The following is a 26,287-nucleotide window of genomic DNA, read 5'->3' on the forward strand; positions in this document are numbered from 1 at the left end:
AACCTTCAAAGCGTCATGCCGCCCGCTACCTCGATCACCGCGCCGTTGACGTAACTGGCTTCGTCGCTTGCGAGGAACGCATAGACATTCGCGACTTCCTCGGGCTTGCCGAGACGGCCGAGCGGCACATCGGCGCGCATCTTTTCTAGCACTTCGGCGGGGATGGTCGCGAGAATCGGGGTATCGACGAAACCGGGTGCGACCGCATTCACGCGGATGCCCTTCGGCCCGAGTTCACGGCTCCACGTTTTCGTGAAACCGATCACGCCGAACTTGGCCGCCGCGTAATTGGTCTGCCCGAAATTGCCGTAGATGCCGACCACCGAACTCGCATTCAGGATCACGCCCGAACCTTGCGCGATCATGCCATCGGCCACGGCCTGGCTCGCGTGAAAGACGGCGCGCAGATTCACGTCGATGACATCGTCGAATTGCTTGAGCGTCATTTTCTGCAGGCGTGCGTCACGCGTGATGCCCGCATTGTTCACGAGCACGTCGATGCGCTTATAGCGGTCGCGCACCGTCGCCACCATCTCGTCGACGCGCTCGCGATCCGACATATCGACGCAGAATGCGCTCGCTTCGGCGCCCGCTTGCCGACACGCTTCGACCACCGCTCCCAGCGCTTCCGCATTGCGGTCACATGCCGCGACGATCGCGCCTTCCTGCGCGAACTTGAGTGCCGTGGCCGCGCCGATGCCCTGCGCCGCGCCCGTGATGATCGCTACTTTTCCTTTCAGTCTCATTCGTTCGAACCTTGTTTTAAGGGAAAAATTGAAGTTCTTTCGACGATGAATCGGGCACGCCATACCCCGCCAGAAAGAGATCCACCGCCGCTTCCGCCACCCGCTTCTGCTCGCGCTTGGACAAGGGCGATTGACCCATCGTGACCTGCGGCCAGAACGCGAATCCCTTGACGATGCCATGCAACTGCTGCGCCGCGAACGCCGGGTCCGACGCCACATTCAGGCGGCCATCGGCGGCGGCGGCGCGTATCCATCGCGTCAAGTCTTCCTCGCGCTCGCCAAGCTTGCCGACCATTTCCCGCGCGCGCTCGGGCGAATGAATGCCCTCCGCAATCGCCACTCGCGCAAGCGATAAAAACGCGGCGTCGTTCAACAGATTCAACTTGCGCGCAAGCAGGTCGAGCAACTGCGCACGCAACGGCGATCGAGGGTCGTAGGCAGGAGCGTCGTCGGACTGGCTTGCGGTCCACAACTGATGGAGGATCGCCGCGAACAGCGCGTCCTTGCCGTCGAAATGGTTGTACACCGTTCTCTTCGATACCCCCGCGCGCGCCGCGATGCGGTCCATGCTCGTGGCGTCATAACCCGAGGCGATGAATTCCTCCACCGCCGCGTTCACGATGGCGGCGCGTTTGCGGTCGGTCAGACGAGGTTGGTCAGCGTTCGATTCCATCAGGCAATTTTACACTGAGCGGTTTACTTTCATCTCGAAAATAAACTACACTGGGCAGTCTACTTTCCTGCTGCACCAACCGGATGCCATTTGCCATGACGTCGATTACCGCCTCGATCAGCCGCGCGCTCGGACTCACCGCAGCCAGGCGCGGACGCGAACTGTCGCATACGTCGCCGCAGCACGACGGCGAGCGCTTTCGCAATGTCAAGCCGCGTCCGGCCGAGGGCATGGGCAAGACCTTGCGCATCATGTGGAACATGATCGTCAACAAGCCGCGCGGCACCGCGCCCGTAGCGCCGCCGGCCGTGCTGACACTGACGCGCGCGCAACTCGATGCCGCGCCGGACCGCAGCCTCTTTCGCCTCGGCCACTCCACGCTGCTCTTCAAACTGCGCGGCGAGTTCTGGTTGACCGATCCGGTGTTCGGCGAGCGCGCATCGCCGTTCCGCAAAGTCGGGCCGAAGCGTTTTCATGCGCCGCCCATCGCGCTTGCCGACCTGCCGCCGTTGCGCGGCGTGATCCTTTCACACGATCACTACGACCATCTCGACCGCGAGACCGTGCTTGCGCTCGCCGCGACGACGGACGTGTTTCTGACGCCGCTCGGCGTGGGCGACAGGCTGATCGAATGGGGCATCGACGCGAGCAAGGTGCGCCAGCTCGACTGGTGGCAAAGCGTGGAGCTAGACGGCCTCGCATTCACCGCGACGCCCGCTCAGCACTTTTCCGGCCGCAGTCTCTTCGATGGCAACAGCACATTGTGGGCGTCGTGGGTGATCGTCGATGACGCCTTGCGCGTGTTCTTCAGCGGCGATACCGGCTATTTCGAAGGATTTCGGACCATCGGCGAGCGACTCGGACCGTTCGATGTCGCGTTCATCGAAACCGGCGCCTACGACGCGCAGTGGCCCTACGTGCACATGCAGCCCGAGGAGACCGTCCAGGCGCACGTGGACTTGCGCGGCCGCTGGATCGTGCCCATTCACAACGGCACGTTCGATCTGGCGATGCATCGCTGGCAGGAACCGTTCGAGCGCGTGACTGGGCTCGCGCTTGCGCGGGGTATCGCGCTGGCGACGCCGCGCATGGGCGAGCGGCTGAATCTGGTCGAGCCGCATCGCGGTGAGAAATGGTGGCGCGAAGTGCCGGAAGTCGAGACGGTGAAGACAGGATGGCGGTGGTGCGCGGGACGCGAGTCTTCGTAATGCTTGTTGCCGCAGCGGTTGTCGCTTCGCATGGCTTTGAAGCGCATCTGTCCTAAAAGGAATAAGGCCGGGATATCACTCCCGGCCTTTGCGCTTACTGCGCCATCGCGCCCGAAGCCGCGTGATCCTTGCTCATCTTGTCGTGCTTCTTCATCTTGTCGCCCTTGCCCATCGAGTCATGCGACATCGCGTCCTTGCTCATGGAATCGTGAGACATGCTGTCCTTGCTCATCGAACCCTGCGCCATCGTATCGCTTGCCTGCGCGTAGGCGGCCGTCGTGCCGATTGCAAGCACCGCGGTGAAAACTGCCGTCATCAATTGCTTCATGCTACTTCTCCTTGAGTGAGTGAGGTTGAGTCTTCTGCTCCGGCCAAAGCCGGATTCCAACGAGCGGCGATCATGAACCGCCGAACCAGTTGTAGCCCTGGTCGACCCAATAGCCGCCGGGATACGTGTTCGTGACGAAGATCTCGACGATATGCTTCGGGTTCTTGTAGCCGAGCTTGGTCGGCATGCGAAGCTTCATCGGATAACCGTATTTCGCCGGCAAGCGTTCGCCGTCGTAATCGAAAGTGAGCAGTGTCTGCGGATGCAGCGCCGTCGGCATGTCGATGCTCTCGTAGTAGTCGTCCGCGCAACGAAAACCGACATACTTCGCCGTCGTATCCGCGCCGGCGCGACGCAGGAACTCCGAGAACGGCGTGCCGCCCCAACGTCCTACGGCGCTCCAGCCTTCCACGCAGATATGACGCGTGATCTGTTCGGCATGCGGCAGCGCGTAAAGCTGCGGCAAGGTCCATACGCGCTGCCCCGCCACGAGCCCGCTCACCTTCAGCCGATAGTCGCTGCCATTCACGCTCGGTACGTCGTCGATTCCGTAGAACGCGTTGAATGGAAACGGCCGCGTGATTTGCGCTTCCGTGTAGGTCGGTGCGAGCCGCGCGGGATCGAATAGCGCGCCTTGCACGCGGTCGTTGAGCCGCGATACGGCAGTCAGGAATGTGTTCACCGAGTCGTCGTCGGTGATCGAGCAGCCGGTGAGCATCGCCAGTCCGCCGAGCGACAACAGGCGCTTGCCGAAAAGACGCCGCGACGGCATATCGAGTTCGCGCCGCGCATCCGCGAGAATCGATGCGCGATCGAGCGTCATGATGCTTCTGTCCATGGGTTTCATCGTGGAGTCTCGTATCGGTTCAACGGCCGCGCAGCATCGTCAGAAGCGAACGCGGCACGAGTGCGACCATCGCCACATGGACGACGATGAACGCCGCCATCACCGCCATCGCGCAGAAATGGACGACGCGCGCCCGGTCATAGCCGCCCATGAGTTCGCGCAGCAGCGGAAACTGCACCGACTTCCATATCGCGAGCCCTGAGAGCACGAGCACCATCAGATCGATCACGACGACGAGATACGCGAGCTTCTGCACCGCGTTGTACTGGCGCAAGTCGCCATGCGAGAGCTTGCCGGTAAGCGCCGCGACCAGGTCACGCCATACGGCGCGTGGCGACACTAGGAAGAACCTGGCGAGGAAACGGCCGCTCGCGAGATTGAGTATCAGATAGAAGATGCCGTTGAAGAACAGCAGCCACATTGCCGCGAAATGCCATTGCAACGCGCCACCGAGCCAGCCGCCAAGGGTGATCGATGGCGGAATGACGAAGCCGGGAAAGACGGGCGATGCGTCGTAGATGCGCCATCCCGAGAACAGCATGATGAAAGCGGCAAAGGCATTGAGCCAGTGCGAGACGCGCAGCCAGAGCGGATGCACGGGTTCAGAAGGCTGATCGACAAGAGTGGTTTGCATGATCGTTCGGGGCGCCACGCGGTTGTGTTCCGAGTAATTCGCCGCCAACGCGCCGCCGGTTACAGCGACACCTTATTTTTATCGATGCAAAGAAACTGTAACCACGGGACGCGTTGCAACGAACTACCCAGGTCGACCCTTCCACTACACGACGATGACGATGAACACCGACGGCACGTTGCACGCAATCAGCGCCAATGTTGCGACGCATCTTGGCTTCGGCTATTCTGAATCGACCGATCCAGAACGTGAACGTGACCGCGCGGCCACGCAGCGCAATGCGGAATCGCCCATTCGTCGCCTCGTCAACACAGGACCCATCTTGCATGACGCGGAACACCGCCTGAAGGCTCTGTTCGTGCTCGGCCTGGACGGCGAGCAGACTGCCTACCGCGAATTCCTGCAGGCGCTGACGCGGCATTTGCGGGCTTATCTGCGCAAACGTATTCCGCAGCATCGCGAAGATGTCGAAGACCTCGTGCAGGAAATCCTGCTCGCCGTGCACAATGCGCGGCATACGTATCGGCCGGACGAACCGCTCACGGCGTGGGTGCATGCCATTGCCCGCTACAAGCTGACCGACTTCTTCCGCTCGCGCTCGCGTCACGAATCGCTGAACGACCCGCTCGACGACCATACCGACCTCTTCGCGCTCAGCGACGACGAACCCGCGCGCGCGCGTCACGACATCGGCAAGTTACTCGAACATCTTCCTGACAAACAGCGCTTGCCTATCGTTCATGTCAAGCTCGAAGGCCTTTCCGTCACCGAAACGGCGCGCATCACGGGGCTGTCCGAGTCGGCGGTGAAGGTGGGCGTGCATCGCGGCCTGAAGGCACTTGCCGCGCGCATCCGGGGTATCCGATGAAAACCGATGACCTGATCGATCTCCTCTCGAATGGCGCAACGCGCGTCGATCGCGCGGCCATTGCACGACGCTTCGGCGAGGCGTTGCCGCTCGGTGTGCTTGGCTCCGTCGTGTTGATGCTGATGGTCTATGGAATGCGGCCCGACTTGCGCAGCGTCGCGGGCACCGCGATGTTCTGGGCGAAGATCGCATTTCCCTCGTGCGTCGGCATCGGCGCGTTGCTCGCCGTGACGCGGCTCGGCAGGCCGGGTGCGCGCGCGGGTCATGCGTGGGCGCTCGTGGTGCTGCCTTTCGTCGTCGTATGGGTTGCCGGGGCGTTCGTCCTCGCGGCCGCGCTTCCCGTGGACCGCGCGCCGCTCGTTCTTGGGCATTCGTGGCGCAGTTGTCCGTTCAATATCACGCTGCTATCGTTGCCGACGTTTCCGGCCGTGTTTTGGGCCGTCAAGGGGCTTGCACCCACACGTTTGCGGCTCGCTGGCGCGGTCGCGGGCTTACTCGCAAGCTCGCTCGCCACGCTGGCGTATTGCCTGCATTGCCCGGAGATGAGCCCCGCGTTCTGGAGCGTGTGGTATGCCATCGGCATGCTCATGCCTGCCGCTATCGGCGCATGGCTCGGGCCGCGCTTGCTGCGTTGGTGATAAGACGTCGGGCTTGCTCGCCGCGCTCGCCGTGCTTTCGCGCGTGCGTGAATGAAGCGCCGGTCATTCCAAGCCATCTTTCGTTTCGATCGAAAGATCCGCAATCGGCAAGTTGGTGCAAGGAGGCAAATGGGTCAAGCGCTTTGCGCTATGCTGACAGACCATTCATCGCGAGGATCGACTATGAAAACGGCGTTCAAGGCGGCATGTCTGGCAATGGCGGCCATGCCGCTTTTCTGTTCCGCACAGACCAGTTGCGACTCGAAGCGCGCCTCAATCGAAGAGGAAATTACCTATGCGCGTGCGCATGGCAATGCGAGTCGTATCGATGGCCTGGAAACCGCACTTGGCAAACTGAACGCCAATTGCACGGAAGCGTCCTTACGCAACGAGAGCCAGCGCAAGGTCGCATCCGCGCAAAAGAAGCTCGCCGAACGCGAGCACGATCTGCAGAAAGCGAAGACCGAAGGCAAGAGCGCGAAGAAGATCGCGGAGCGCCAGCGCAAGGTGGATGAAGCGCACGCGGAACTCGTGCGTGCGCAGACCGAAGCGGCGCCTTGAAACTTCAGTGCGAGGAAACGAGTTTCCCGATCACCGCCAGCAGCGAGACCGAGCCCTTGCGGACACGCTCCACCGGGCCTTCGAAGTCGATCCAGCCTTCGTTGAAGCCGTCGAGCATGCGCATGCGCGGCGTGGGATGCTGCATGCCCTGACTCACGAATAACGCTTCCCACTGTTCGCGCGGCACGGCTTGCGCGCGCACCGGCTTACCGAGCGTCTGCGCGAACGCCGCTGCGATATCGTTTGGGCTGACGCGTTGCGGGCCTTCGAGTTCGACATACCGCACGCCACTCCATTCCTCTTGGAGCAAGGCGGCGGCGGTGCGGCCGACGTCTTCCGTGGCAATCATCGGGATGGCGCGATCGAGCGGCTGCAGGAACGAATGGACGATGCCCTCGGCGCGCGCCGTATCGACGTCCCATTCGCTGTTTTCCATGAACCAGCCCGGACGCAGAAAGGTCACGGGAATCGGCTGTTTGCTCAACGCTTCTTCCATCAGCGTGCGTTGCGAGAGCAGATTGCTTTCTTTCGCCTGCGCACCGATGGTCGACAGACAAACGATCTTCTTCGGCTTCGCAAGCGCGATAGCGGCAGCGACCGCATCGATCACTTCGCGCGCGCTCGCAAAGCCGGGCGCCGGATCGAAATCCGAGGGCGGAAGAATGAACACGCCCGTCGCGCCTTCGAACGCATGCGCGAGCGCTCGCGCATCCGTCATGTCGGCGAGCGCTACCTCGCAGCCGCGCGCCTTCCACGCGTCGCCCTTCTTTGCATCGCGCACGACCGCGCGGACCGTCTGACCCGCGTCGAGCAATGCCTTGGCGAGCGCGCCGCCTACCTTTCCGCTGATTCCCGTGATGACGTACATGATCGACTCTCCGTGTTCGTTATGAAACGATGAGTCGAATGGTAGAGCGCGTATTCGATGCGAAAAATGGCTTTGAGGTTATTGGATTGATGACGCCGCGTTATGTCCGCCGTTCAGCCTTCGCTACCCGCCTTCACCCGCTTGCGCGCAGGCGCGTTCTTCTTGAGCTTTGTCTGGTTATAAGCGATAGCCGCGCGCACGAGCGCCTTCAAAGCGCGGGCATCGACCTTGTCGCCTTCGAGATAGTCGATGGCGCGTCGCGCGTTTCCTTCGAGGCCCGCGTTGAAGAGCTGGTCCGGATCGGCAATACCCGCGCCGTGCGCGAAGGTCAGCTTCACCTTACCCTTGTGCGCGTTGGCCACCGCGATCATGCCGTCGCACGACCAGACCGGGCTGCCCATCCACTTCCATTCCTCGATGATGCGCGGGTCCGCCGAGAGAACCACGCGGCGAATGTCCGCGAACGTCTCGCCGCGCCAGTCGGTGATTCCCGCGATCAATTCGTCGATCTGTTCCGATGCATTCATGAGTGCTCCATGTCTTCTTTTCATGCACCGAGTGATGGTACTGCACAGGGTCTCGCCGTCCCGCGAATCCGCGCACGCGCCACAAGAAAACGCCTCGGCGGTCTTTCGACTCGCAGAGGCGTCTTCCACTCTCAGGTCATGCACGAAGCACCCGCCGATGCCGCCCAGCAAATCAGGACGAAACCGACTGGCCGCGTGCGACGCGTTCGCGTGCCGACGCCGCCGAGCGCGAGCGCGCCGTGCGTTTGCGCAGCCAGATCATCAGGCCAGTCGCGCTGAGGATCGCCACCATGACGCCGACGCAGCTGATGAGCACGCGTCCGGTCACGCCAATGATGCGTCCCGAATGCAACGGAAACTGCGCCTGCATGAAGATGTCGCCGGCCGACCCGCGTCCGGGAATCGACGATCCGGCGAGCTTGCCGGTGTAGCCGTTGTAGTAAAGCCAGGCGTTGCCGAGACCGCCGTCGCCGTGATCGTTGCCCGGAGCGAAGAAGCCGACGCCGTAAGCTTGCATCGCCGGAAGGTAATACAGCGCGCCGGGCGGTGCGGCGATATCGAGGCGCTTTGCATCCGCGACGGCGGTCGCGAGGACGCTTTCGACCGGCAACGCCGTGCTGCCCTTGGGCGCCGCGCGCGTGAGTTCCGGGTTATCGAACATGGTTGGCGCGAGCGGCGAGAGGCGCGAGACGAGCGGACGCACGACCGGATCGCCGAGATTCATCGATATCGAAGTGATGGCGACCATCAGCAGCAAGCCCCAGATCCAGACGCCGCCCGACCGATGCAGATCGAACGTGAGCGCATAACCGCCGCGCCTGAAGCGAAACGCGAAGGACTTGCGCCATGCCTTGACGCTCGGAAACGACAGCACGAGCGCGATGCCGCTGTCGAAGAACCACAAAATCCCGACGATGCCGAGCAGCCACGTTCCCGTATCGATGCCGCCGAGCACCGGCAGATGCAGCGTGTAATGCAGTTTGTAGAGGAACGGCATCAGATCGATACGCGCCAGCGACACCGTGCCCCACAGCCGCTTGCCCTGAATGACGCCCGTTGCCGGATCGACCGCGACCTGACTGTAATCGACATCGAATGGCGCACCCGTTGCCGGGTTCGTGCGCGGCGTGACGAGCATCTGCAGCGTGTGGCCGGGTTCGGCGCCGAGTTGCAGATACGTCACCTGAACGCGCGGATCGGCGGCTTCGACCTTATGCGCGAGTTCGAGCGCCGGCAACGCGGCGCCTTCCGTGCGCGCGTAAAACAACGCCGGATTGAGCCACGCGTCGATTTCGTGATCCCACGCGATCACCGCGCCGGTGAGACCGGACACGAACAAAAAGAGCGCTGTCGCGACGCCGAGCCATCGATGGAGCCGAACCAGAACGGGCCGCACGTCAGCACGCCTTCGGAAGATCATTCAACGCAATTGCCAACATGCCAGCGACGCTCGTCAATTAAGAATGGTTCGCATTCTACGGCTCGCGCATGGTATCAATCAAGGTTTTTGTAAGCTGTTGTTGCATTCAGCATGGGCTTGTTTGCACTTGATGGGGACATCGGCCATGCAGCACGAACAGCGCGAGCGCACCCGCATGAACTAGAATCCGCGCAGCACGAACCCACTTTCCAGCGCATTTCTCAATGAACGAGCCTTTCGACGAAGCCGCGCGCGATGCCGTTTATCGCGCAATCCACGAACGGCGCGACATGCGCCATTTCACGCGCGAACCGGTCGCGCAAGACGCGTTGAAGCGTATCGTCGATGCCGCGCTGTGTGCGCCGAGCGTCGGCTTCATGCAGCCTTGGCGCATGCTGCGCATCACGTGCGATGCTACGCGCGAAGCGCTTCACGCTATCGTCGAACGGGAACGTGTCGCCACCGCCGATGCCCTCGGCGAGCGTCGCGACGCTTTCATGGCGCTCAAGGTGGAAGGCATGCGCGAGTGCGCGGAAATCATCGTGATGGCGCTCATGGACGGACGCGAGGCGCACGTCTTCGGCCGGCGCACCTTGCCGCAGATGGATCTCGCGTCGGTGGCGTGCGCCATCCAGAACATGTGGCTTGCGGCGCGCGTGGAAGGCATCGGCATGGGATGGGTCTCCATATTCGATCCCGACGACGTCGCCGACCTGCTCGGCATGCCGGAAGGCGCGCAGCCAGTCGCGATTCTCTGCATGGGACATGTCGAGCGCTTTTACGACGAACCCATGCTCGAAACCGAAGGCTGGGCCAAGCGCCGTACCCGCGAGGAATGCGTGTTCGAGAACCGCTGGCCGGTGGCATCGGATCAAAGCTGATGGCTGGACCGCGCGTTGCGCACTACAAGTGACGCGGCGGCGCGGTGATCCTTCACATCAATCCAGTGAGTTTGGCGGCGATTGGCGAACGATTGGCGCATCCGTCGGACGGCATCGCGCGTACCAATCAGACACGCGGTGGTCCGATGCACGTTGTCCGCCATTTCGCCAGACGATTCGAGGAGGATCACGCTCTCATGCTTCGCTACGCAGACCGCATTACGTTTATTGGCGCGGGTGTCATCGTGCTGTCCTTGCTGGCCGTCAACCTGCTGCCCAAGCAGGACCGACGCAGCGACGACAGGACGAACATGATGTCGCGCGACCGCGGCGCAGTCGTGCGCGGCAGCGTGCGCGAGGAAGCGCCGGAGCCTGCAAAGGCGCCTGTCGTAGCCGTCGCCGATGCGCGTCCCGAAACCGCGACCGCAACGGCAACCGCAGCCGAAATTACACGCGATGAACCCGCGCCCAGGCCGGTTGCACAGACAGAACCGGCGCGCGTGCATCGCGCACAGAAGCGGACATTGGAAACCAGAAAGACTGCGCGCGAAAAGCATCGCGGTAACCATGCCGTCGCGCAAACCCGCGTGGCGCCGCTTGAAGCCGCGGCGGTGCGCGCGCCTGTGCCGCCCGTGCAACGCGCGCCGCTCGAATCCGCGGCCGCGAATACGCTCGATAAACCCGCGCGCGCTCCGGCCACCGATGCGCCCATGCCAGTAGCCGCTAAACCAAGCGCGGTTGCTAACGCGACGCCGGCTTACGTCGTATCGATTCAGGCGCCGAAAACGCGCGCCGAAGTGCAGGACGAGTTGCGCCGGGCGCGCATGAACGGCAACTTGCCTCGCTTCGGCAATCCCGATCCTTACGGTCCCGGCGGCACGCCGAGCGCGACGGCGCCCTAACCGGCGTCAGCGCTTTTCGACTTCGATGGCCTTCGCATAACCCGTCAGTTCGAGATAGCCGCGCCCCCGTTGAGCGGGCGCGGAACCCGTCCCCGTCAGGGTCACCGCGCCCTCCCAGTAAAGCGCGCCGGTGGAATCGCGTGAGTCGAGTTCCTGATCGTCGATGAGCGGTGCGAGCTGCCATTGCAGCGCGCCAACGCGCACCTTCATCGCCACTGGATACGTCGTGCCCGTGCGCGGCGAGCGCCATCGACGTTGCGGCGTGAAGTCGACATCGGCGGGGCCGTATTGCGTCGCGTGTCCGGCGGCATCGCGTAATGCGGCATGCGCCCAGATCGCGTGGCCGTCGCGGCTGCGCACCTTGAAGGCCATGAGTGCGGAGCCGTCGTCGAGATTCGCGCCGAGCCAGTCCCAGCCGGATGCATCCGACGAAAGCAGCGTGCTCGACCATTCGTGATCGAGCCAGGCCTTGCCGGTGACGGCGACCGTATCGCCTTTTTTCTCGGATGCCGACGGCCGCGTGACGCTTCCGCTCACGCTCAATTGCGGCTCGCTGTAGTAGTAGCTCGCCTGCGCGGGAAGCGGGCCCTTCTGCGAGTAGCCCGCATCGCCTTGCAGCATCGGCGGCTGCGTCGGCGCGAAGACGAGATGCAATGCGAAGCCGGCGGCATCGGCGCTGACGGTGTAGCGGCCGTCCGCTGCGCGCGTCATGCGCCACGAATCGAGCTTGACGTCGGTGTTGCCGTTTTTCGCGTAGGCGAGATCGAAGCCTTGTCGCGCGACGTTCTGATCGTGCACGAGGCGGCCGTGCGCGGGATCGCTCAGGGCGGCATGCGCGATGATGAGTTGCGATGGATCGAAAGCACTCGTTGGCGCGCCCTTGCCGGTCTTCGAACGGAAGAAGGTGATCTGGAAGCCCATCGGCTTGTGATCGAGTGTTTCGAGCCAGCCGGTTGCGTACCACCATTCGGTGCGGTAAGCCGGGTGGGAGCCGGTGTCTTGGGGCCATTGGATGGAGTGGCCGGGGCTGACGGATGCAAATTGCCGGTCGGTGGAACTGGCTGTGTCGGACGTCTCCGTGGTGCTTGCCGCTTTCGCCGCATCTGCCGCATCTGCCGCGCCTTCCGCATCTGCCGCGCCGGCGACGGTCGCCAAAAGCATCATCGTCGAAAGCAAAGACGCACGCATCACCAATCCTCCCGCACCGCGCGCACGGCATCGATGGACACCGCGCGTCTTCCCGCCAGCACCGCCGTCGCGCATGAAGAAGCGAGCATCACGCAGCCGATGATCGCGATCATTGACCAGGGCACATGCAGTGACATCGTCCAGTGAAACGACTGTGGATTGACGATGAACACGAGGATCAAACTGATCGCGAACCCAAGCACGCAACCCATCGCGATACCGAGCAAGGTAAGCAAGCCACCTTCGCTTGCAAGCAGCGCCAGGATCTGCCCGCGCGTGACGCCGACATGCCGCAGCATGCCGAACTCGCGAGCGCGCGCAAGTGTCTGCACCGAAAACGTCGCGCCCACGCCGAACAGGCCGATCACGATAGCCACGCCTTCCAGCAAATAAGTCACCGCGAAACTCCGGTCGAAGATGGTGAGCGTGCGCGCGCGGATGTCGCCCGGCTGCGAAAATTCGAGCGTGGCGCCGAACGGCAAGCGCTTTAGCGCGTCGATCACCTGTGCGGCCGGCACGCCCTTCGACAGCGTGATGCCGGCGTCGGTCGCGGTGGTGTCGCCCGTGATGCGGCGGTAATCGGCGAGCCGGATCTGCAACGCGCCCGTCTGCCGCACGTAGTCGCGCCAGATGCCCGCGATGACGAAGCGCTCCTTCGCCGCGCCGACCGGCAACGCAATGCGCTCGCCGACCCGATAGCCATAAAGATCGACCGTCGCCTCCGACGCCCATACCGGCGTCTCGTTCGGTTGCCACGACGAAGGCGGCAGCACGGAACCCGTCATCTGCAACGTGGCGCCCGGATCGGCGGCATCGATTTCGCGTGCGATCAGCACGATAGGCGGCTTCGCCGAATCGAGCGTCACCTGCGAGGTGCGCAAAAACGCCGTGTGTTCGATGCCCTTTGTCGCCGCGAGTTGCGCCTGCTCGGCCGGACGCAAGCCGCCCGTATCGCCGCTCGACGCCATGCGCACGTAGAGATCGGCGGAGAGCAGATGCATGAGCCAGTCTTCCACCGACACGCGAAAGCTCGCCACCATGATCGCCATCGCGACGATCAGCGTGAAGCTCGACAGCACGCCGCCCATGGCAATCGACGCTTGACCGGGCGCATTCGCAAGCCGCGCGAGCGCGAGCGTGGCGATCGTGCCGCGCGCGCGCGGCGCCTTATTCTTTCGCGATGCATACCCGACGCTCGCCGCGCGAAACACGATGGCCGTCAGACGCGGCATGAGCGCGATGCCACCGACGAGCAGAAACGCGACGGCGAGATAACCGGCGATGGGGGCATCGAAGACAGGCGGCACTTGCGTCAGCACCACGCCGAGCGCAAGACAGATCAACGCCGGCCACGGCTTGCGCAGCGGCGTGAGCGCGGCTTCCTCGCTGCCCGCCTTGAGCGCGGGCGCGGGCCGCGCGCGCGCCGCTTCGAGCGCGGGAACGAGCGTCCCCGCCAGCGCCACGCCAATCCCGAGCGCAAGAAAGATGGTTGTCGCAAGCGGTTCGAAACCGACTCGCGGCTGCACGCCCGGAAAGTAGCCGCCGCCCAGATCGCTGCCGAAAGAGCGCAGCGCCACCGCCGCCACCGCATAACCCAGCGCAATGCCGATGATCGCGCCCACCACGCCCAGCAATGCGCCTTCGAGCATGATCTGCCGCACGAGTTGCCTGCGCGTCATGCCGAGCACGCGCAACATCGCGAATTGCGCGCGGCGGCGCACGACGCCCGCCGCTTGCGTCGAAAACACCAGAAACGCGCCGGTAAAAAGCGCGACGAGCGCCAGCACGTTCATGTTGATGCGATACGCGCGCGAAAGCCGGTCGGTGCGGCTTTCGACATCGCGCGTCTGTCCGACGACAAAACGCGCTCCGAGCGACTGCTGCAGCTCGCGCTGGAAGGCGTCGCGATCGACACCGCGCGCGAGTTGCAGATCGACGCGCGACAGCTTGCCCGTCATATGGAAGCGCGTCTGCACCGCCGCAATGTCCATCACCGCGATGCGCTGTCCCGGCAATGCCCGCGCGATTCCGCCCGCCACCCGCAACGGCACCTTCTCGGTCCCGCTCAACAACGCAACCTTGCCGCCGGCGCGTGCGCCGAGCCATTGCAATGCGGCGGTCGACAGAAAGATGGCATCGCCCGACAGCACGTCGAACGGCGCGTTGGCGGACGGCACGCCCGTAAGGTCCGGCGCGACGCGCTTGGCGCGGAACACATCGATGCCAAGCACCTTGAGCGGCGCATCGCGGCCGGGCACGGCGGCATCGACTTCGAGCACGGGACTCGCCATGACCACGCCTTCGTGCGCGGCGAGTTGCGGATAGATGTTTTCATCGACGAACGGCTGTGCGCCGCGTACCTGCAAGTCCGCCTGGCCGGACAGACTGCGCGCGGCGGCGGAAAACTCGTTGAACGCGGCGCTGTTGATGAGCTGCACCGCGTAGCCGAGCCCGACGCCAAGCGCGATAGTGAGTATGGCGACCAGCGCGCGGCCGCGATGACTGTGCCATTGCGCGCCGAGCAGCCAGCGCGTGAGCGTGCGGGGCGCGGCGGCGAGCGCCGTCATTGGACGCGCGCTGCGTTGAACGCCGCGAGCGATTCCGCCTCGTGCAAGGTGCCGTCCGCGAGCACGAGCACGCGATCGGCAACCGCGGCGGCCGCTTCGGAATGCGTGACCATGATGGTCGCGGCGCCCGTCGATTTCGTTTCGTGGCGCAAGAGCGCGAGGATTTCGTGCGCCGTTTGCGGATCGAGATTGCCGGTGGGTTCATCGGCGAGAATGAGGCGCGGCCGATGCACCAACGCGCGCGCAATCGCCACGCGCTGCAACTCGCCGCCGGACAACTGTCGCGGCAAATCATCGTCGCGGCCCGCGAGACCGACAGCGGCGAGCATCGCGTTCGCGGGCGCAGGCGGCATGGCGTTGAGCAGCAGCGGCACGGCGACGTTTTGCGCGAGCGTGAGATGCGGCAGCACGTGAAACGCCTGAAAGACGAAGCCGAGCTTCTCGCGGCGCGTGCGCGTGGCGGCATCGTCGCTTTGGGTGGACATCGGCGCGCCATCGATCAGTACGTCGCCGCTGTCGGCGGTATCGAGACCGGCGATCAGATTCAGCAAAGTGGACTTGCCGACGCCCGAGTCGCCCATGATCGCGACGAACTCGCCCGATTCGAGGATGAAGTCGAGGCCCGCGAGCACGATGCGGCCGTTGCCGTAGGACTTGCTGAGGCGGCGGCATTCGAGTGCGGGGGCGATGGAGGGCATGAGGGCCAGGCGTGGGACGGTCGTTTCAAGGGGCAAGTAGTGTACCCGGAGCCATCGCGGCAAGCAGCGACGGCAGCGCTCGCCTCGACGCGCTCACGACCACAAACGACTGCGCCCCGTTCACCAGCCATGCCGGTGACGGGGCGCATCGCTCCAGCGAACAGCGATAAAAATCAGGTCACCGGCGCCGGATTGAATAGAACCAGCGCGTTATGCAGTTTCAGTTTCTCGGCGCGCGTCTGCTTCTTTCCGCTCGCGACATCGAGCATGAGACGGAACAACTCCCAGCCCACGTCTGCAATCGTCGCTTCGCCCGTCGCGATGGTGCCCGCGTTGATATCCATCAGATCGTGCCAGCGCCGCGCCAGATCCGAACGCGTCGCGACCTTGATGACCGGTACTTCGGCCAGGCTGTACGGCGTGCCGCGTCCGGTGGTGAACACATGCAGGTTGATACCCGCAGCCAGTTGCAGCGTGCCGCAGATGAAGTCGCTCGCGGGCGTCGCCGCGTAGATCAAGCCCTTCTGCTTGACCTTTTCGCCCGGCGAAAGCACGCCCGAAATGGTCGAGCTACCCGACTTGACGATGGACCCCATCGCCTTCTCGACGATATTCGACAGCCCGCCCTTCTTGTTGCCCGGCGTGGTGTTCGCGCTACGATCCGCGCCGCCGCGCTTCAGATAATCGTCGTACCACTGCATCTCGCGGATGATCGCCGCCGCCACTTCGCCGTTCGCGGCGCGCGCCGTCAACTGGGCGACGCCATCGCGCACTTCGGTTACTTCCGAGAACATGACGGTCGCGCCTGCACGCACCAGCAGGTCGGTCGCGAAACCGACTGCCGGATTCGCCGTCAGACCGGAGAAGGCGTCGCTGCCGCCGCACTGCACGCCGATCACGAGGTCCGCCGCCGGACACGTCTCGCGGCGACGATTGTTGAGGCGTTTCAGGTGCGAGTCGGCCATGCGCATGATGGAATCGATCATCGACTCGAAGCCGACGTGCGATTCGTCCTGCAGCACGACCGCGCCGCCGTTCTCGTCCGCCGTGAGATCGCCGATATCGGCAACGTCGTCCACTTCCACCGATGCCGCCGCGATAGGAATGGTGCCAGGCGGCATCAGGCGCTCGGGCTGCAGCTTCTCGCAGCCGAGACTCACCATCATCACTTCGCCGCCGAAGTTCGGATTCAGCGCGATATTGCGCACCGTGCGGATAGGCACCATGGCGTCGGGCGCGTCGATGGCGACGCCGCAGCCGTACGTATGGCCGAGGCTCACGACGTCGTCGACATTCGGGTATTGCGGCAGCAGTTCCGTCTTGATGCGCGTCACCGCGTGCTGCACGACGTCGGCCACGCACTGCACGGTCGTCGTGATGGCGAGGATGTTGCGCGAGCCGACCGAGCCGTCCGCATTGCGATACCCCTCGAACGTGAAGCCTTCGAGCGGCGAGTTGTCCGGCGCCTTGATGGTCGCGATCGGCAGATCGTGCAACTCGGGCGGCGTGGGCATGCGCAGCACGTGCTCGTTGATCCAGCTTCCCTTTGGCAGCGGCTTGTTCGCATAGCCGATCACGACGTTGTAGCGGATGACCGCGTCGCCTTCCTGCAGATCGGCCAGCGCGACCTTGTGGCCTTGCGGCACGCGCTCGCGCAGCACGAGGCCGTCGGCGAACGTGGCGCCTTCGCCCAGACCGCCGTCGTTGACGACGATCGCGACGTTATCGTCCGGGTGCACGCGAATATAGAGCGGGGACTGATTCATTCTTGATGATCCTTGGCGCGAAAACTTCTGCCGGCTAGAGTTATGTCATCCTACAACATAGCCGCCGTCTTTTGGTCGGTGTTTACCCCGAAGAGCGTCGATTCCATTCACTTTTGGTTGTACGACGTCACCCCATGTTGTACGATGACCTATAAGCGCTGCAACCGCCGGACGCTGCCCACCGAGATAACACCATGACGACACCGCAAGAACTCAAGCAAATCGTTTCCGAAGGCCTGCTTTCTTTTCCCGTGACCGACTTCGACAGCCAAGGCAACTTCCGCGCGGATACTTACGCCGAACGCCTCGAATGGCTCGCGCCCTACGGCGCATCGGCGCTGTTTGTAGCGGGCGGCACGGGTGAGTTCTTTTCGCTGACGCAACCCGAATATTCGCAGATCGTGAAGACGGCCACCGAAGTGTGCCGTGGCAAGGTGCCCATTCTCGCCGGCGCGGGCGGCCCGACGCGCACGGCCATCGCGTTTGCGCAGGAAGCCGAGAAGAATGGCGCGCAGGGCATTTTGCTGATGCCGCATTATCTGACCGAAGCGTCGCAAGAAGGTATCGCGGCTCACGCCGAAGAAGTCTGCAAGGCCGTGCCGAAGATGGGCGTCATCATCTATAACCGCGCCAACTCCAAGCTCAACGCCGACATGCTCGAACGTCTGGCCGACCGCTGCCCGAACCTGATCGGCTTCAAGGACGGCGTGGGCGAGATCGAGCCCATGGTCACCATCCGCCGCCGTCTGGGCGACCGCTTCTCGTACCTCGGCGGCCTGCCGACCGCGGAAGTCTACGCCGCCGCCTACAAGGCGCTCGGCGTGCCGGTGTATTCGTCGGCCGTGTTCAACTTCATTCCGAAGACCGCGATGGACTTCTATCGCGCCATCGCGGCGGACGACCACGAAACCGTCGGCAAGCTGATCGACGACTTCTTCCTGCCGTACCTCGCCATCCGCAATCGCCGTGCGGGCTATGCGGTGAGCATCGTCAAGGCGGGCGCGAAGCTGGTCGGTCACGACGCGGGCCCGGTGCGCGCACCGCTCACCGACCTGACCGAGGAAGAAGTCGCCCAGCTCGACGTGCTGATCAAGAAGCTCGGCGCACAGTAAGAGTACGACAGGCAGGAGACACAAAAACGCGCGGCGCCGTAATCAACGAGCGCCGCGCGTTTTTTTTGCCGTAACCAAAAGGAGATTGCCATGTCGATGAGCCGCGCTGCTGCTCCGGCCGACGCCATGAAGCGCACGAAAGTGCGTTACGTGATTCTGTTGCTGATCTTCGTGATCACGACCTTCAACTATGCGGATCGCGCGACCTTGTCGGTCACCGGCTCCGCGATGCGCGCCGAGTTCGGTTTCGACGCCATCCGCATGGGGTATATCTTCTCGGCCTTCAGTTGGGCGTATGTGCTCTCGCAGCTTCCCGCAGGCTGGCTGCTCGACCGCTTCGGCGCGCGGCGCGTGTATGCGGCGAGTATCTTTCTGTGGTCGCTGTTTACGCTGCTGCAAAGCTCGATCGGCCTGCTCGGCAGCGCCGCCACCGCCGTGACCGCGTTGTTCGTGCTGCGCTTCATGATGGGCGCGGCCGAAGCGCCCGCCTTCCCCGCCAACGCCAAAGTGGTCGCAAGCTGGTTTCCGACCAGCGAACGCGGCACGGCATCGGCCATTTTCAATGCGGCGCAATATTTCGCCGCTGTCGTGTTCACGCCGTTGATGGCCTGGCTCACGCACGCTTTCGGCTGGCATCACGTGTATATCGTCATGGGTATCGCCGGCTTGCTGCTTGCGCTGACATGGCTCGCTGTCATGAAGAATCCCGCCGATCATCCGGGCATCAACAAGCAGGAACTCGATTACATCGAGGAAGGCGGCGGTCTCGTGCGCGGGCATCGGCGTGGGCGCGTCGGTGGCAACGGTGGCAACGCTTTGGGCTGGAGCGCCGTGCTCCAGTTGCTCACGAACCGCATGCTGCTCGGCGTGTATCTCGCGCAGTTCTGCATCAACGTGCTGACGTACTTCTTCCTGACGTGGTTTCCCATCTATCTCGTGCAGGCGCGTCACATGACGATTCTGCAAGCGGGCCTGATCGCCTCGCTGCCTGCAATCTGCGGCTTTCTCGGCGGCGTGCTGGGCGGCGTGCTGTCCGACTCGCTGATCCGCCACGGGCGTTCGGTCACGTTCGCGCGCAAGCTGCCGATCGTCGCCGGCATGTTGCTGTCGTCGTGCATTATCGGCTGCAACTATGTGGATGCGGACTGGCTCGTCGTGGCGTTGATGTCGCTCGCGTTCTTCGGCAAGGGTATAGGTGCGTTGGGCTGGGCGGTGGTCGCGGATACGGCGCCGAAGGAAGCCATCGGCTTGTCGGGTTCGATCTTCAATATGTTCGGCAATGCGGCGGGCATCGTCACGCCGATCGTGATCGGCTATATCCTCGCGCGGACCGGCTCGTTCAACGGCGCGCTGGCGTTCGTCGGCGTCAATGCGCTGATCACGGTGTTTGCCTATCTCGTGATCGTCAAGGACATCAAGCGGGTGGAGTTAAAGCCGGTTTGATGTGTCAGCTCGATGTGTCGGCTTAAGTCGATGAAAGCGGCCTTCGTGGCCGCTTTTTCTCATTCCGCGGCGATCACTTCAATACGCAACGGTTCGCCACCATTTGCAATCTCGACCAGCCGATCCACATTCGGATGCGCGCCCGGACGGCTGCGCGCATCGGTCGTATGTTCGGCGAAAAGAGCGAGGCCATACTCGGCGGCCTCGACATCGAGCGTGCCGAAGGCCTGCTTGAGATAGTGATACACCGCGAGCGAGCCCTGCTTGCCCGGCTTGTTTTCGATGCTCGACACCACCGCGCCTCGGCTATCGATCAGATCGATACGCCCGATACCATCGATGCCCGGCAATTGCGCCAAGTTGTCCTTGAATACGCTCTTCGGCTCGATCACGCTTGACGCTCCTGTTCGATAATGGACGTTCGGAAGCGCGCTATCTTACGTCAAAGGCACGATCGCATCGCCAAGCGCGATCGCTCCGCCTTCGATCACGCGTGCCGTGATTCCGCCGAAGCCGCGCACGGCGTTATAGCCGCCGACGCCGAAAGTCTCTTCCATCCGCGAACAGGGATGACATTCGCCGCTCGCTTCGAGCACCGCATCGCCGATACGAAACCGACGGTCCTTCAGCGCATGCAGATTGATGCCCGACGTGACGATATTGCGTCGCAGATCGAATGGCGAGACTTCGTCGCGGCCAAGATGGCTCGCAATGGCACGCATGCTTTCGAGCTGTATCAGCGTCACTTGCCGATTGCCCTGCTTGCGGCTGTAGTGGTCGCCGTCAAGGCCGCCGCCTGTCAGCGCCGTCGTACTCTCGACCTGTTGCATGGGCGCGCGCCGCGCCGTGCGCAAGCCTATCCATACTATTCCGCCGGGCAGCACGGGCGCGAGCATGAGACGGGCGAGCGGCGACTCAGGATTGAGCGGCATAAGGACGATGGAAGCGCACGGCGATGCGTAGGATTCTATCGTTTGCCTTTAACTCGCGTCGGCCTGCAGGCCGTCGACATCGGTCACCGTCCTGGACGCGCGAATCACGCGCATCAAGAGCCACGCAATGAGATAAGCGCTGCCGCAGATCACGAAGATGACGTTGTAACCGGCGCCGATGTTGCCGAGCAACTTGAAGTGGTCGAGCACCGCGCCGACGAAAAGCGGAAAGAGCGTCGCGCCCAAGGCACCCGCCAATCCGCCGATGCCGACCACGGAGCCGACCAGTTGCTTCGGGAACATGTCGGACGCGGTAGTGAAAAGATTCGCCGACCAGCCCTGGTGCGCCGCCGCCGCGAGACTGAGCAAAGCGACCATCGCCCACATGTTGTCGATCCACGGCGCGAATGCAATTGGCGTGACGAGCAGCGCGAGGCCGAACATGGTCGTGCCACGCGCCTTCGAAACGCTCCAGCCGCGCGCAATCAGTTTCGACGATACCCACCCGCCACCCACGCTTCCGATGGACGTCGCGACATACACGATCACGAGCGGCAGCCCGAGGTTCTTCAAGTCGAGATTGAAGCGCGAATTGAAGTACGACGGCAGCCAGAACAGCATGAACCACCAGATGGGATCCGTCAGCAATTTACCGACGAAGAACGCCCATGTCGGCCGCAACTTCAAGAGCGCGAACCAGCTGATGCGCGGTTGCGTCGCGGCGTTGGTGGAAGCGCCATCGTCGATCAGGCGAAGTTCTTCCCGCGACACCTTCTTGTGTTCCAAAGGCGCCTGATACATGAAGTACCAGAAGCCGAGCCACACGAAACCGGTCAGGCCGGTGACGAAGAAAGCCGCTTCCCATCCGTACACGGCCGCGAGCCAAGGCACGGTCGCCGGCGCCACCACCGCGCCGATGCTCGTGCCCGAAGTCAGAATGCCGACCGCGAACGCCTGTTCCTTGCGCGGGAACCATTCGGATACGCTCTTTACCGCGCATGGAAAGCTGCCCGATTCCGATAAGCCGAGCAAGGCTCGCATCACGCCGAAGCCGAAGGTGCTGCGCACGAGCGCGTGTCCGCACGCCGCGATGCTCCACAACAACACGCACACGCCATAGCCGATTTTCACGCCGACGCGATCGACGAGCTTTCCCGACAGCAGCATGCCCACTGCATAGCAAGCGGTGAAAATGACGACGATGTAGCTATATTGCGTCTCCGTCCAACTGAACTGCACCGCGAGCGCGGGTTTGAGCAGACCGAGCACTTGCCGGTCCAAATAGTTGATGGTGGTCGCAAAAAACAGCAGCGCGCAGATGCGCCAGCGGTAACTGGAACGGTCCATGTTTTGTCTCTCTCCACTTCATACGGTTTACTAAGTAATTATCGGGCTCGCGATGACTACGCCGAGAGACGTCAAAATCTCGCGCTGCGTTTCTCGCGAAAAGCCGCCACCCCTTCGAGCGCATCCGGCGATGCCTTGCATACCGAAGCCGCCAGTTCGTGCGCAATTTCTGCCTGGCCCGTTTCGACTAGTCGAAGCAGCCGCTTTCCAACCGACAGCGAGGTCCGCGACCGGCCGACGAGCAACGCGCTCACGGTATCGACACGTGCGCGCAAGGTATCCGCGGGCAAGGCTTCGTTGACGATTCCCCATGCCACCGCGCGCGCGGCATCGATAGGTTCGCCGAGCAGAATCAGTTCACGCGTGCGTACCGCGCCCACGAGTTCCGCGAGACGCGCGCAGCCCATCCAGCCGGGGATCGCGCCGACGGAGGCCTCGGGAAAACCGAGCTTCGCATCGACGCTCGCATAGCGCAGATCGCATGCAAGCGCGAGTTCCAGTCCGCCGCCAAGCGCACTGGCCGAGAGCACCGCGATGGTCGGAATATCCAGTTCCGCGATGCCACGAAACACGCGATTTCCCTCGCGTATGAAGCGCGTGCCCATCTTCTGGGGATCGATGTCGCCCCACTCGTTGATATCCGCGCCGCTCGAAAAGAAGCGCGGACTCGCGGTTTCGAAGCGCAAGACGCGCACGTCATCGTTGCGCTCGACTTCTTTCACGGCGCGCGCGATATCGTCGAGCATGTGAAGCGTCAGCGCGTTATGACGGGCCACGCGTTCGAGCGTGATGACCGCGATGCCGCCCTCGACGGCGAAGCGAATGCCGGATTCCGATTGCATGCCTGTCTCCTCGTTCCGATTCGTTGTCATGCGGCCGACTCCACTTCGAGCAAATGCTCGTCGACGAGCGGCTCGAACGCCATGCGCGCGAGCACGTCGCGGCGCACGTCAATACCCTTCGCCACTTCGATGAGCCGCACGCCGAGCGCATCGAGCCGGAACACGGCGCGCTCGGTCACGTAGAGGACTTCCTTGCCTTCGAGACGCGCCTGCACACCGCTGAACGTGACATGGCGCACGCGCTTCACGGCCTTGGGCACCGAACCGGGCGTGACTATTTCGAGGCTGTCGGCGTGCTGCTTCACTTCGAGACCTTTCGCCTCGAATGCGCCGCAGAAGACGATCTTCTTCGCGCCCTGTGCAATGTCCATGAATCCGCCCGGGCCGACCACCGTGCTGCCGAGCTTCGACACGTTGACGTTGCCTTCTTCGTCGAACTCGCCCATGCCGAGGAAGGTCACGTCGATACCGCCGCCGCTGTAAAAGTCGAACTGATCGACGCTCGGGAGGATGGCATCGGCATTTCGCGCCGTGCCGAACATGGCGCCGTCGAGCATTACGCCGCGATGCACGCCCTGCTCCACCGATCCCCAGTAGTCGTTGGCGCGCCCCCGTCTTGCGAGCACGGCGGGAATCGCGCCCGGAAAGCCGAAACCGAAGTTCACCGACTGGTCCACGCCAAGTTCCCGCGCCGCGCGCTCGGCGACGATCAGGCGCATGCCTTCGGGATAAGCCGCCTCATCGTTCGAAGAGTGCGCTTCCAAGAGCGCTTCGCCGCTCAACGCCGCGTCGTAGTCGCTGATCGCACATTGACGTTGCGCGGGCGTCTCGACGATCCGGTCGACCATCACGCCGGGAACGCGCACGAGCCGCGCGGGCACGTAGTCTTTCGAACGCGTCTTCACCTGCGCGACGACCGTGCCGCCGCTATTGTGCGCAGCGAGCGCGACCGCGTAGATATCGAGGTCGGCGGGTTCGTGGCGCGTGGTGAGGTTGCCGCTGTCATCGGCGGAAGACGCCATGACGATGGCCCAGTCGATGCGAAACGGCATGTAGCGCAAATACTCTTCGCCGCCCAGCGTCACGAGTTCGACGAGATCCTCATGCGTTTGATCGTTGAGCTTGCCGCCGCCGAAGCGCGGATCGACGAACGTGCGCAAGCCGACGCGCGTCAGCACGCCAGGACGCTTCGCCCCGATCTCGCGAAACAGCGTGGCAATCACGCCGCCCGGAAAGCTGTACGCCTCGATACGGCCGCTCTCGGCGAGTTGCTGCATGGCCGGCGACCAGACCCAATGTCCGCCGATCACGCGCCTGACCATGCCTTCGTGCGCAAAACGGCCCAGACCGCTGCCGCGCCCGTCGCCGACGCCGAGCGCGTGAACCACCGTCAAGTCACATGGATGCCCCGTCGTCAGAAAACGCGTTTCGATGGCGGCGAGCACGGCGTCGGGTTCCAGCAAGCCGCCGCCGGAACCGGTGATTGCAATCGTCGCGCCGTCGGGGATCGCGTTCGCGACGGCCTCGGCGTGAATCCATTTATCCAATTTGAATTACCTCGTTCAAAATCTCTAAAACCGAACTGGTTCGTTACTTAAAGAAGATGTTGGCACACGCTCGGATTGGCTTCAAGCGCTCGATGAACAAAATGGGGTTTACGATGATCACGTCGACAGTGCGCGCATTGCCAGTGCCGGCGGCGTCGGCTAACGTTCAGGCTTCGAACACGAAAGAGACGGGGCAATGCCGATAACGACCGCCGAAGCGCCGGACGCGCCGAAGAAAAGCAAACGCACGCGCGATCCAATCCAGACGCAGACGAAGATCCTGGCCGCGGCCAAGGCGGAATTTGCGAAAGTCGGGCTGGGTGGCGCGCGCATCGATTCGATCGCCGAAAAGGCGGGCGTCAACAAGCGCATGATTTACGAATACTTCAAGGGCAAGGACGAACTCTTTCAGGCGGTGCTGGAAGACGCGTGGTCCGATATTCGCGACGCGGAGCGCAAGCTGGAACTCGGCCACTTGCCGCCCGCCGAGGCCATCCGCGCGCTCATGACGTTCACCTGGGAGTATTACCTCAAGCATCCCGAGTTCATGGCGCTCGTGAACAGCGAGAATCTGCATCGCGCGCGGCATGTGAAGAAGTCGCTGCGTTTTCGCGAACTGCACGGCGGTTTCATCGACATGCTGCAGTCGATTCTCGACCGTGGCGTCGCGGCCGGCGACTTCCGCAGCGGCATCGACGCGCGCCAGTTGCATCTGACGCTTGCGGCCATCGGCTACTACTACCTGACCAATCGCTTCACCGGCGAAGTGATCTTCGGCTTCGATTTCGTCTCGAAAGAGGCGCTGCGCGAACGGCTCGAATTCAATATCGATACCGTGCTCAGCCTGCTGCGTCCGCGCTGACCGCATTTCGGCGGCCTTTCTCTGCCGCCGCTCCCCTGCTAGGTAAAAACCCTCTTCGGCTCGATAGCGCTTGATTTTATAAATAACGAACCGTATCGTTACTTATAAATCATGGAGGGAAAGGGCAATGAACGAATGTCCCGTTGCGCTCGTCACCGGCGCGCGTCGCGGCATTGGCCGCGCGATCACGCTGGAACTCGCAAGCGCCGGTTTCGATATCGCCATCACGGATATCGCCGCATCCGCCGAACTCGACGATGCCCGCGACGCCGTCATCGCACGCGGCGCACGATGCGCGGTGCAACTCTCCGATCTCGCCGACATCGCGCAACACGACAGCCTGTTCGGCGCAATCGAAGAACGTCTGGGACCGGTGACGTGTCTCGTCAACAATGCGGGCGTCTCGGTGATGTCGCGCGGCGATTTGCTCGATGTATCGCCGGAAAGTTACGACCGGTGCCTCCAGGTGAACACGCGCGGCACGTTTTTTCTGATGCAGGCATTCGGGCGGCGCATCGCACGCACTACCGCTGCGCCTGGGGCGAACTATCCACCTTCGATCATCACCATCACTTCGTCGAATGCCGTCGCGGCCTCCGTGCAGCGCGGCGAGTATTGCGTGTCCAAGGCCGGTCTCTCCATGGCAACGACGCTCTTCTCGCTACGGCTCGCGGACTTCGGCGTGGGCGTCTACGAAGTGCAGCCGGGTTTCATCGAAACCGAGATGACGGCGCCCTCGAAAGCGCGCTATGACGTGCAAATGGAACACGGTCTCACCGCGATCAAGCGCTGGGGCACGCCGCAAGAAGTGGCTTCCGCCGTGCGCACGCTCGCCACGGGCGGCTTGCCCTACAGCATCGGCCAGTCGTTCGCATCGACGGC

General features: G+C 63.2%; 27 protein-coding genes and 1 pseudogene. 10 read left to right on the forward strand and 18 right to left on the reverse strand.

Translation table 11 applies throughout. The annotated features are described in order from the left end of the window. Positions 1 to 5: 5 nt before the first annotated feature. Positions 6 to 746 (reverse strand): beta-ketoacyl-ACP reductase, encoded by a 741-nt coding sequence (locus NCR40_RS22850; RefSeq protein WP_250510731.1) that lies wholly within the window; start codon positions 744 to 746, stop codon positions 6 to 8. Between the two features lie 16 nt (positions 747 to 762). Continuing rightward, positions 763 to 1,419: a TetR/AcrR family transcriptional regulator gene (locus NCR40_RS22855; RefSeq protein WP_250510732.1), complete on the reverse strand. Its 657-nt coding sequence runs from the start codon at positions 1,417 to 1,419 to the stop codon at positions 763 to 765. A gap of 95 nt (positions 1,420 to 1,514) precedes the next feature. Between NCR40_RS22855 and NCR40_RS22860 the strand changes: the two genes are divergently transcribed. After that, the gene (locus NCR40_RS22860; RefSeq protein ID WP_250510733.1) at positions 1,515 to 2,627 is read left to right on the forward strand and encodes an MBL fold metallo-hydrolase; all 1,113 of its coding nucleotides are present in this window, start codon (positions 1,515 to 1,517) and stop codon (positions 2,625 to 2,627) included. 94 nt (positions 2,628 to 2,721) lie between these two features. Here NCR40_RS22860 and NCR40_RS22865 read toward each other — a convergent pair whose 3' ends face one another. The 3 genes from NCR40_RS22865 to NCR40_RS22875 form a co-directional block, all read right to left on the reverse strand. Continuing rightward, positions 2,722 to 2,955, reverse strand: a complete 234-nt coding sequence (locus tag NCR40_RS22865; protein ID WP_244830106.1) for a pentapeptide MXKDX repeat protein — start codon at positions 2,953 to 2,955, stop codon at positions 2,722 to 2,724. A gap of 70 nt (positions 2,956 to 3,025) precedes the next feature. After that, positions 3,026 to 3,802: a molybdopterin-dependent oxidoreductase gene (locus NCR40_RS22870; protein ID WP_250468450.1), complete on the reverse strand. Its 777-nt coding sequence runs from the start codon at positions 3,800 to 3,802 to the stop codon at positions 3,026 to 3,028. 19 nt (positions 3,803 to 3,821) lie between these two features. Then, positions 3,822 to 4,436: a cytochrome b/b6 domain-containing protein gene (locus NCR40_RS22875; RefSeq protein ID WP_250510734.1), complete on the reverse strand. Its 615-nt coding sequence runs from the start codon at positions 4,434 to 4,436 to the stop codon at positions 3,822 to 3,824. A 322-nt stretch (positions 4,437 to 4,758) separates the two neighbouring features. Here NCR40_RS22875 and NCR40_RS22880 point away from each other — a divergent pair, with 322 nt between their 5' ends. The 3 genes from NCR40_RS22880 (at position 4,759) to NCR40_RS22890 (ending at position 6,503) form a co-directional block, all read left to right on the forward strand. Further along, complete coding sequence (locus NCR40_RS22880; protein ID WP_250469490.1) at positions 4,759 to 5,304, forward strand: sigma-70 family RNA polymerase sigma factor; 546 nt, start codon at positions 4,759 to 4,761, stop codon at positions 5,302 to 5,304. Then, positions 5,301 to 5,942, forward strand: coding sequence for a DUF1109 domain-containing protein (locus NCR40_RS22885; protein ID WP_250494149.1), 642 nt, complete (start codon positions 5,301 to 5,303; stop codon positions 5,940 to 5,942). The genes NCR40_RS22880 and NCR40_RS22885 overlap by 4 nt, the downstream gene beginning before the upstream one ends. A 183-nt stretch (positions 5,943 to 6,125) precedes the next feature. Then, complete coding sequence (locus tag NCR40_RS22890; RefSeq protein WP_250510735.1) at positions 6,126 to 6,503, forward strand: DUF1090 domain-containing protein; 378 nt, start codon at positions 6,126 to 6,128, stop codon at positions 6,501 to 6,503. 4 nt (positions 6,504 to 6,507) lie between these two features. Here the strand turns inward: NCR40_RS22890 and NCR40_RS22895 are convergent, their stop codons facing one another. From NCR40_RS22895 to NCR40_RS22905, 3 genes are all read right to left on the reverse strand, one after another. Then, the gene (locus tag NCR40_RS22895) at positions 6,508 to 7,371 is read right to left on the reverse strand and encodes an NmrA family NAD(P)-binding protein (protein WP_250510736.1); all 864 of its coding nucleotides are present in this window, start codon (positions 7,369 to 7,371) and stop codon (positions 6,508 to 6,510) included. Between the two features lie 113 nt (positions 7,372 to 7,484). Further along, positions 7,485 to 7,898 (reverse strand): DUF1801 domain-containing protein, encoded by a 414-nt coding sequence (locus NCR40_RS22900; protein WP_244830100.1) that lies wholly within the window; start codon positions 7,896 to 7,898, stop codon positions 7,485 to 7,487. A 172-nt stretch (positions 7,899 to 8,070) separates the two neighbouring features. Further along, the gene (locus tag NCR40_RS22905; protein ID WP_250510737.1) at positions 8,071 to 9,294 is read right to left on the reverse strand and encodes a PepSY-associated TM helix domain-containing protein; all 1,224 of its coding nucleotides are present in this window, start codon (positions 9,292 to 9,294) and stop codon (positions 8,071 to 8,073) included. A 248-nt stretch (positions 9,295 to 9,542) separates the two neighbouring features. On the opposite strand from NCR40_RS22905, the gene bluB reads away from it, so the two are divergent. Continuing rightward, the gene (bluB, locus tag NCR40_RS22910) at positions 9,543 to 10,199 is read left to right on the forward strand and encodes a 5,6-dimethylbenzimidazole synthase (RefSeq protein ID WP_250510738.1); all 657 of its coding nucleotides are present in this window, start codon (positions 9,543 to 9,545) and stop codon (positions 10,197 to 10,199) included. On the opposite strand, the gene NCR40_RS22915 is transcribed toward bluB, so the two are convergent. After that, positions 10,190 to 10,390 carry a hypothetical protein gene (locus tag NCR40_RS22915; RefSeq protein ID WP_250510739.1) on the reverse strand — a complete coding sequence of 67 codons (201 nt, stop codon included), beginning with the start codon at positions 10,388 to 10,390 and terminating at the stop codon, positions 10,190 to 10,192. The two genes, bluB and NCR40_RS22915, sit on opposite strands and share 10 nt — an antisense overlap. A 6-nt stretch (positions 10,391 to 10,396) precedes the next feature. Here NCR40_RS22915 and NCR40_RS22920 point away from each other — a divergent pair, with 6 nt between their 5' ends. Then, positions 10,397 to 11,101 (forward strand): DUF4148 domain-containing protein, encoded by a 705-nt coding sequence (locus NCR40_RS22920; RefSeq protein ID WP_250510740.1) that lies wholly within the window; start codon positions 10,397 to 10,399, stop codon positions 11,099 to 11,101. A 6-nt stretch (positions 11,102 to 11,107) separates the two neighbouring features. Here the strand turns inward: NCR40_RS22920 and NCR40_RS22925 are convergent, their stop codons facing one another. The 4 genes from NCR40_RS22925 to garD form a co-directional block, all read right to left on the reverse strand. Next, positions 11,108 to 12,289, reverse strand: coding sequence for a lipocalin-like domain-containing protein (locus NCR40_RS22925; protein WP_250510741.1), 1,182 nt, complete (start codon positions 12,287 to 12,289; stop codon positions 11,108 to 11,110). Next, positions 12,289 to 14,856: an FtsX-like permease family protein gene (locus NCR40_RS22930; RefSeq protein WP_250510742.1), complete on the reverse strand. Its 2,568-nt coding sequence runs from the start codon at positions 14,854 to 14,856 to the stop codon at positions 12,289 to 12,291. Before NCR40_RS22930 ends, NCR40_RS22925 begins: the two co-directional genes overlap by 1 nt. Continuing rightward, positions 14,853 to 15,554 (reverse strand): ABC transporter ATP-binding protein, encoded by a 702-nt coding sequence (locus NCR40_RS22935; protein ID WP_244830087.1) that lies wholly within the window; start codon positions 15,552 to 15,554, stop codon positions 14,853 to 14,855. The genes NCR40_RS22930 and NCR40_RS22935 overlap by 4 nt, the downstream gene beginning before the upstream one ends. A 173-nt stretch (positions 15,555 to 15,727) precedes the next feature. After that, on the reverse strand, positions 15,728 to 17,320 hold the full coding sequence (garD, locus tag NCR40_RS22940; protein ID WP_244830086.1) for a galactarate dehydratase: 1,593 nt from the start codon (positions 17,318 to 17,320) through the stop codon (positions 15,728 to 15,730). 194 nt (positions 17,321 to 17,514) lie between these two features. On the opposite strand from garD, the gene kdgD reads away from it, so the two are divergent. Together kdgD and NCR40_RS22950 are read left to right on the forward strand one after the other, a co-directional pair. Next, positions 17,515 to 18,432: a 5-dehydro-4-deoxyglucarate dehydratase gene (kdgD, locus tag NCR40_RS22945; RefSeq protein WP_244830083.1), complete on the forward strand. Its 918-nt coding sequence runs from the start codon at positions 17,515 to 17,517 to the stop codon at positions 18,430 to 18,432. Positions 18,433 to 18,522: 90 nt separating this feature from the next. Further along, positions 18,523 to 19,875: an MFS transporter gene (locus NCR40_RS22950; protein WP_250510743.1), complete on the forward strand. Its 1,353-nt coding sequence runs from the start codon at positions 18,523 to 18,525 to the stop codon at positions 19,873 to 19,875. Between the two features lie 59 nt (positions 19,876 to 19,934). On the opposite strand, the gene NCR40_RS22955 is transcribed toward NCR40_RS22950, so the two are convergent. The 5 genes from NCR40_RS22955 to NCR40_RS22975 form a co-directional block, all read right to left on the reverse strand. Then, positions 19,935 to 20,267 (reverse strand): DUF2322 family protein, encoded by a 333-nt coding sequence (locus NCR40_RS22955; RefSeq protein ID WP_244830080.1) that lies wholly within the window; start codon positions 20,265 to 20,267, stop codon positions 19,935 to 19,937. Positions 20,268 to 20,312: 45 nt separating this feature from the next. Further along, positions 20,313 to 20,807, reverse strand: coding sequence for an MOSC domain-containing protein (locus tag NCR40_RS22960; protein ID WP_250510744.1), 495 nt, complete (start codon positions 20,805 to 20,807; stop codon positions 20,313 to 20,315). Between the two features lie 48 nt (positions 20,808 to 20,855). Beyond that, positions 20,856 to 22,154 carry an MFS transporter gene (locus NCR40_RS22965; protein ID WP_250510745.1) on the reverse strand — a complete coding sequence of 433 codons (1,299 nt, stop codon included), beginning with the start codon at positions 22,152 to 22,154 and terminating at the stop codon, positions 20,856 to 20,858. Positions 22,155 to 22,225: 71 nt separating this feature from the next. Then, positions 22,226 to 22,996: an enoyl-CoA hydratase/isomerase family protein gene (locus NCR40_RS22970; RefSeq protein WP_250510746.1), complete on the reverse strand. Its 771-nt coding sequence runs from the start codon at positions 22,994 to 22,996 to the stop codon at positions 22,226 to 22,228. Positions 22,997 to 23,022: 26 nt separating this feature from the next. Next, positions 23,023 to 24,543 (reverse strand): acyl CoA:acetate/3-ketoacid CoA transferase, encoded by a 1,521-nt coding sequence (locus NCR40_RS22975; protein ID WP_250510747.1) that lies wholly within the window; start codon positions 24,541 to 24,543, stop codon positions 23,023 to 23,025. A 196-nt stretch (positions 24,544 to 24,739) separates the two neighbouring features. Between NCR40_RS22975 and NCR40_RS22980 the strand changes: the two genes are divergently transcribed. Beyond that, positions 24,740 to 25,405 (forward strand): TetR/AcrR family transcriptional regulator, encoded by a 666-nt coding sequence (locus tag NCR40_RS22980; protein ID WP_250510748.1) that lies wholly within the window; start codon positions 24,740 to 24,742, stop codon positions 25,403 to 25,405. Between the two features lie 127 nt (positions 25,406 to 25,532). Further along, positions 25,533 to 26,219: pseudogene (locus tag NCR40_RS22985) on the forward strand (3-ketoacyl-ACP reductase); the annotation flags it as partial. Positions 26,220 to 26,287: the final 68 nt, after the last annotated feature.

This window comes from Caballeronia sp. GACF4 (assembly GCF_023631025.1).
Classification (GTDB): domain Bacteria; phylum Pseudomonadota; class Gammaproteobacteria; order Burkholderiales; family Burkholderiaceae; genus Caballeronia.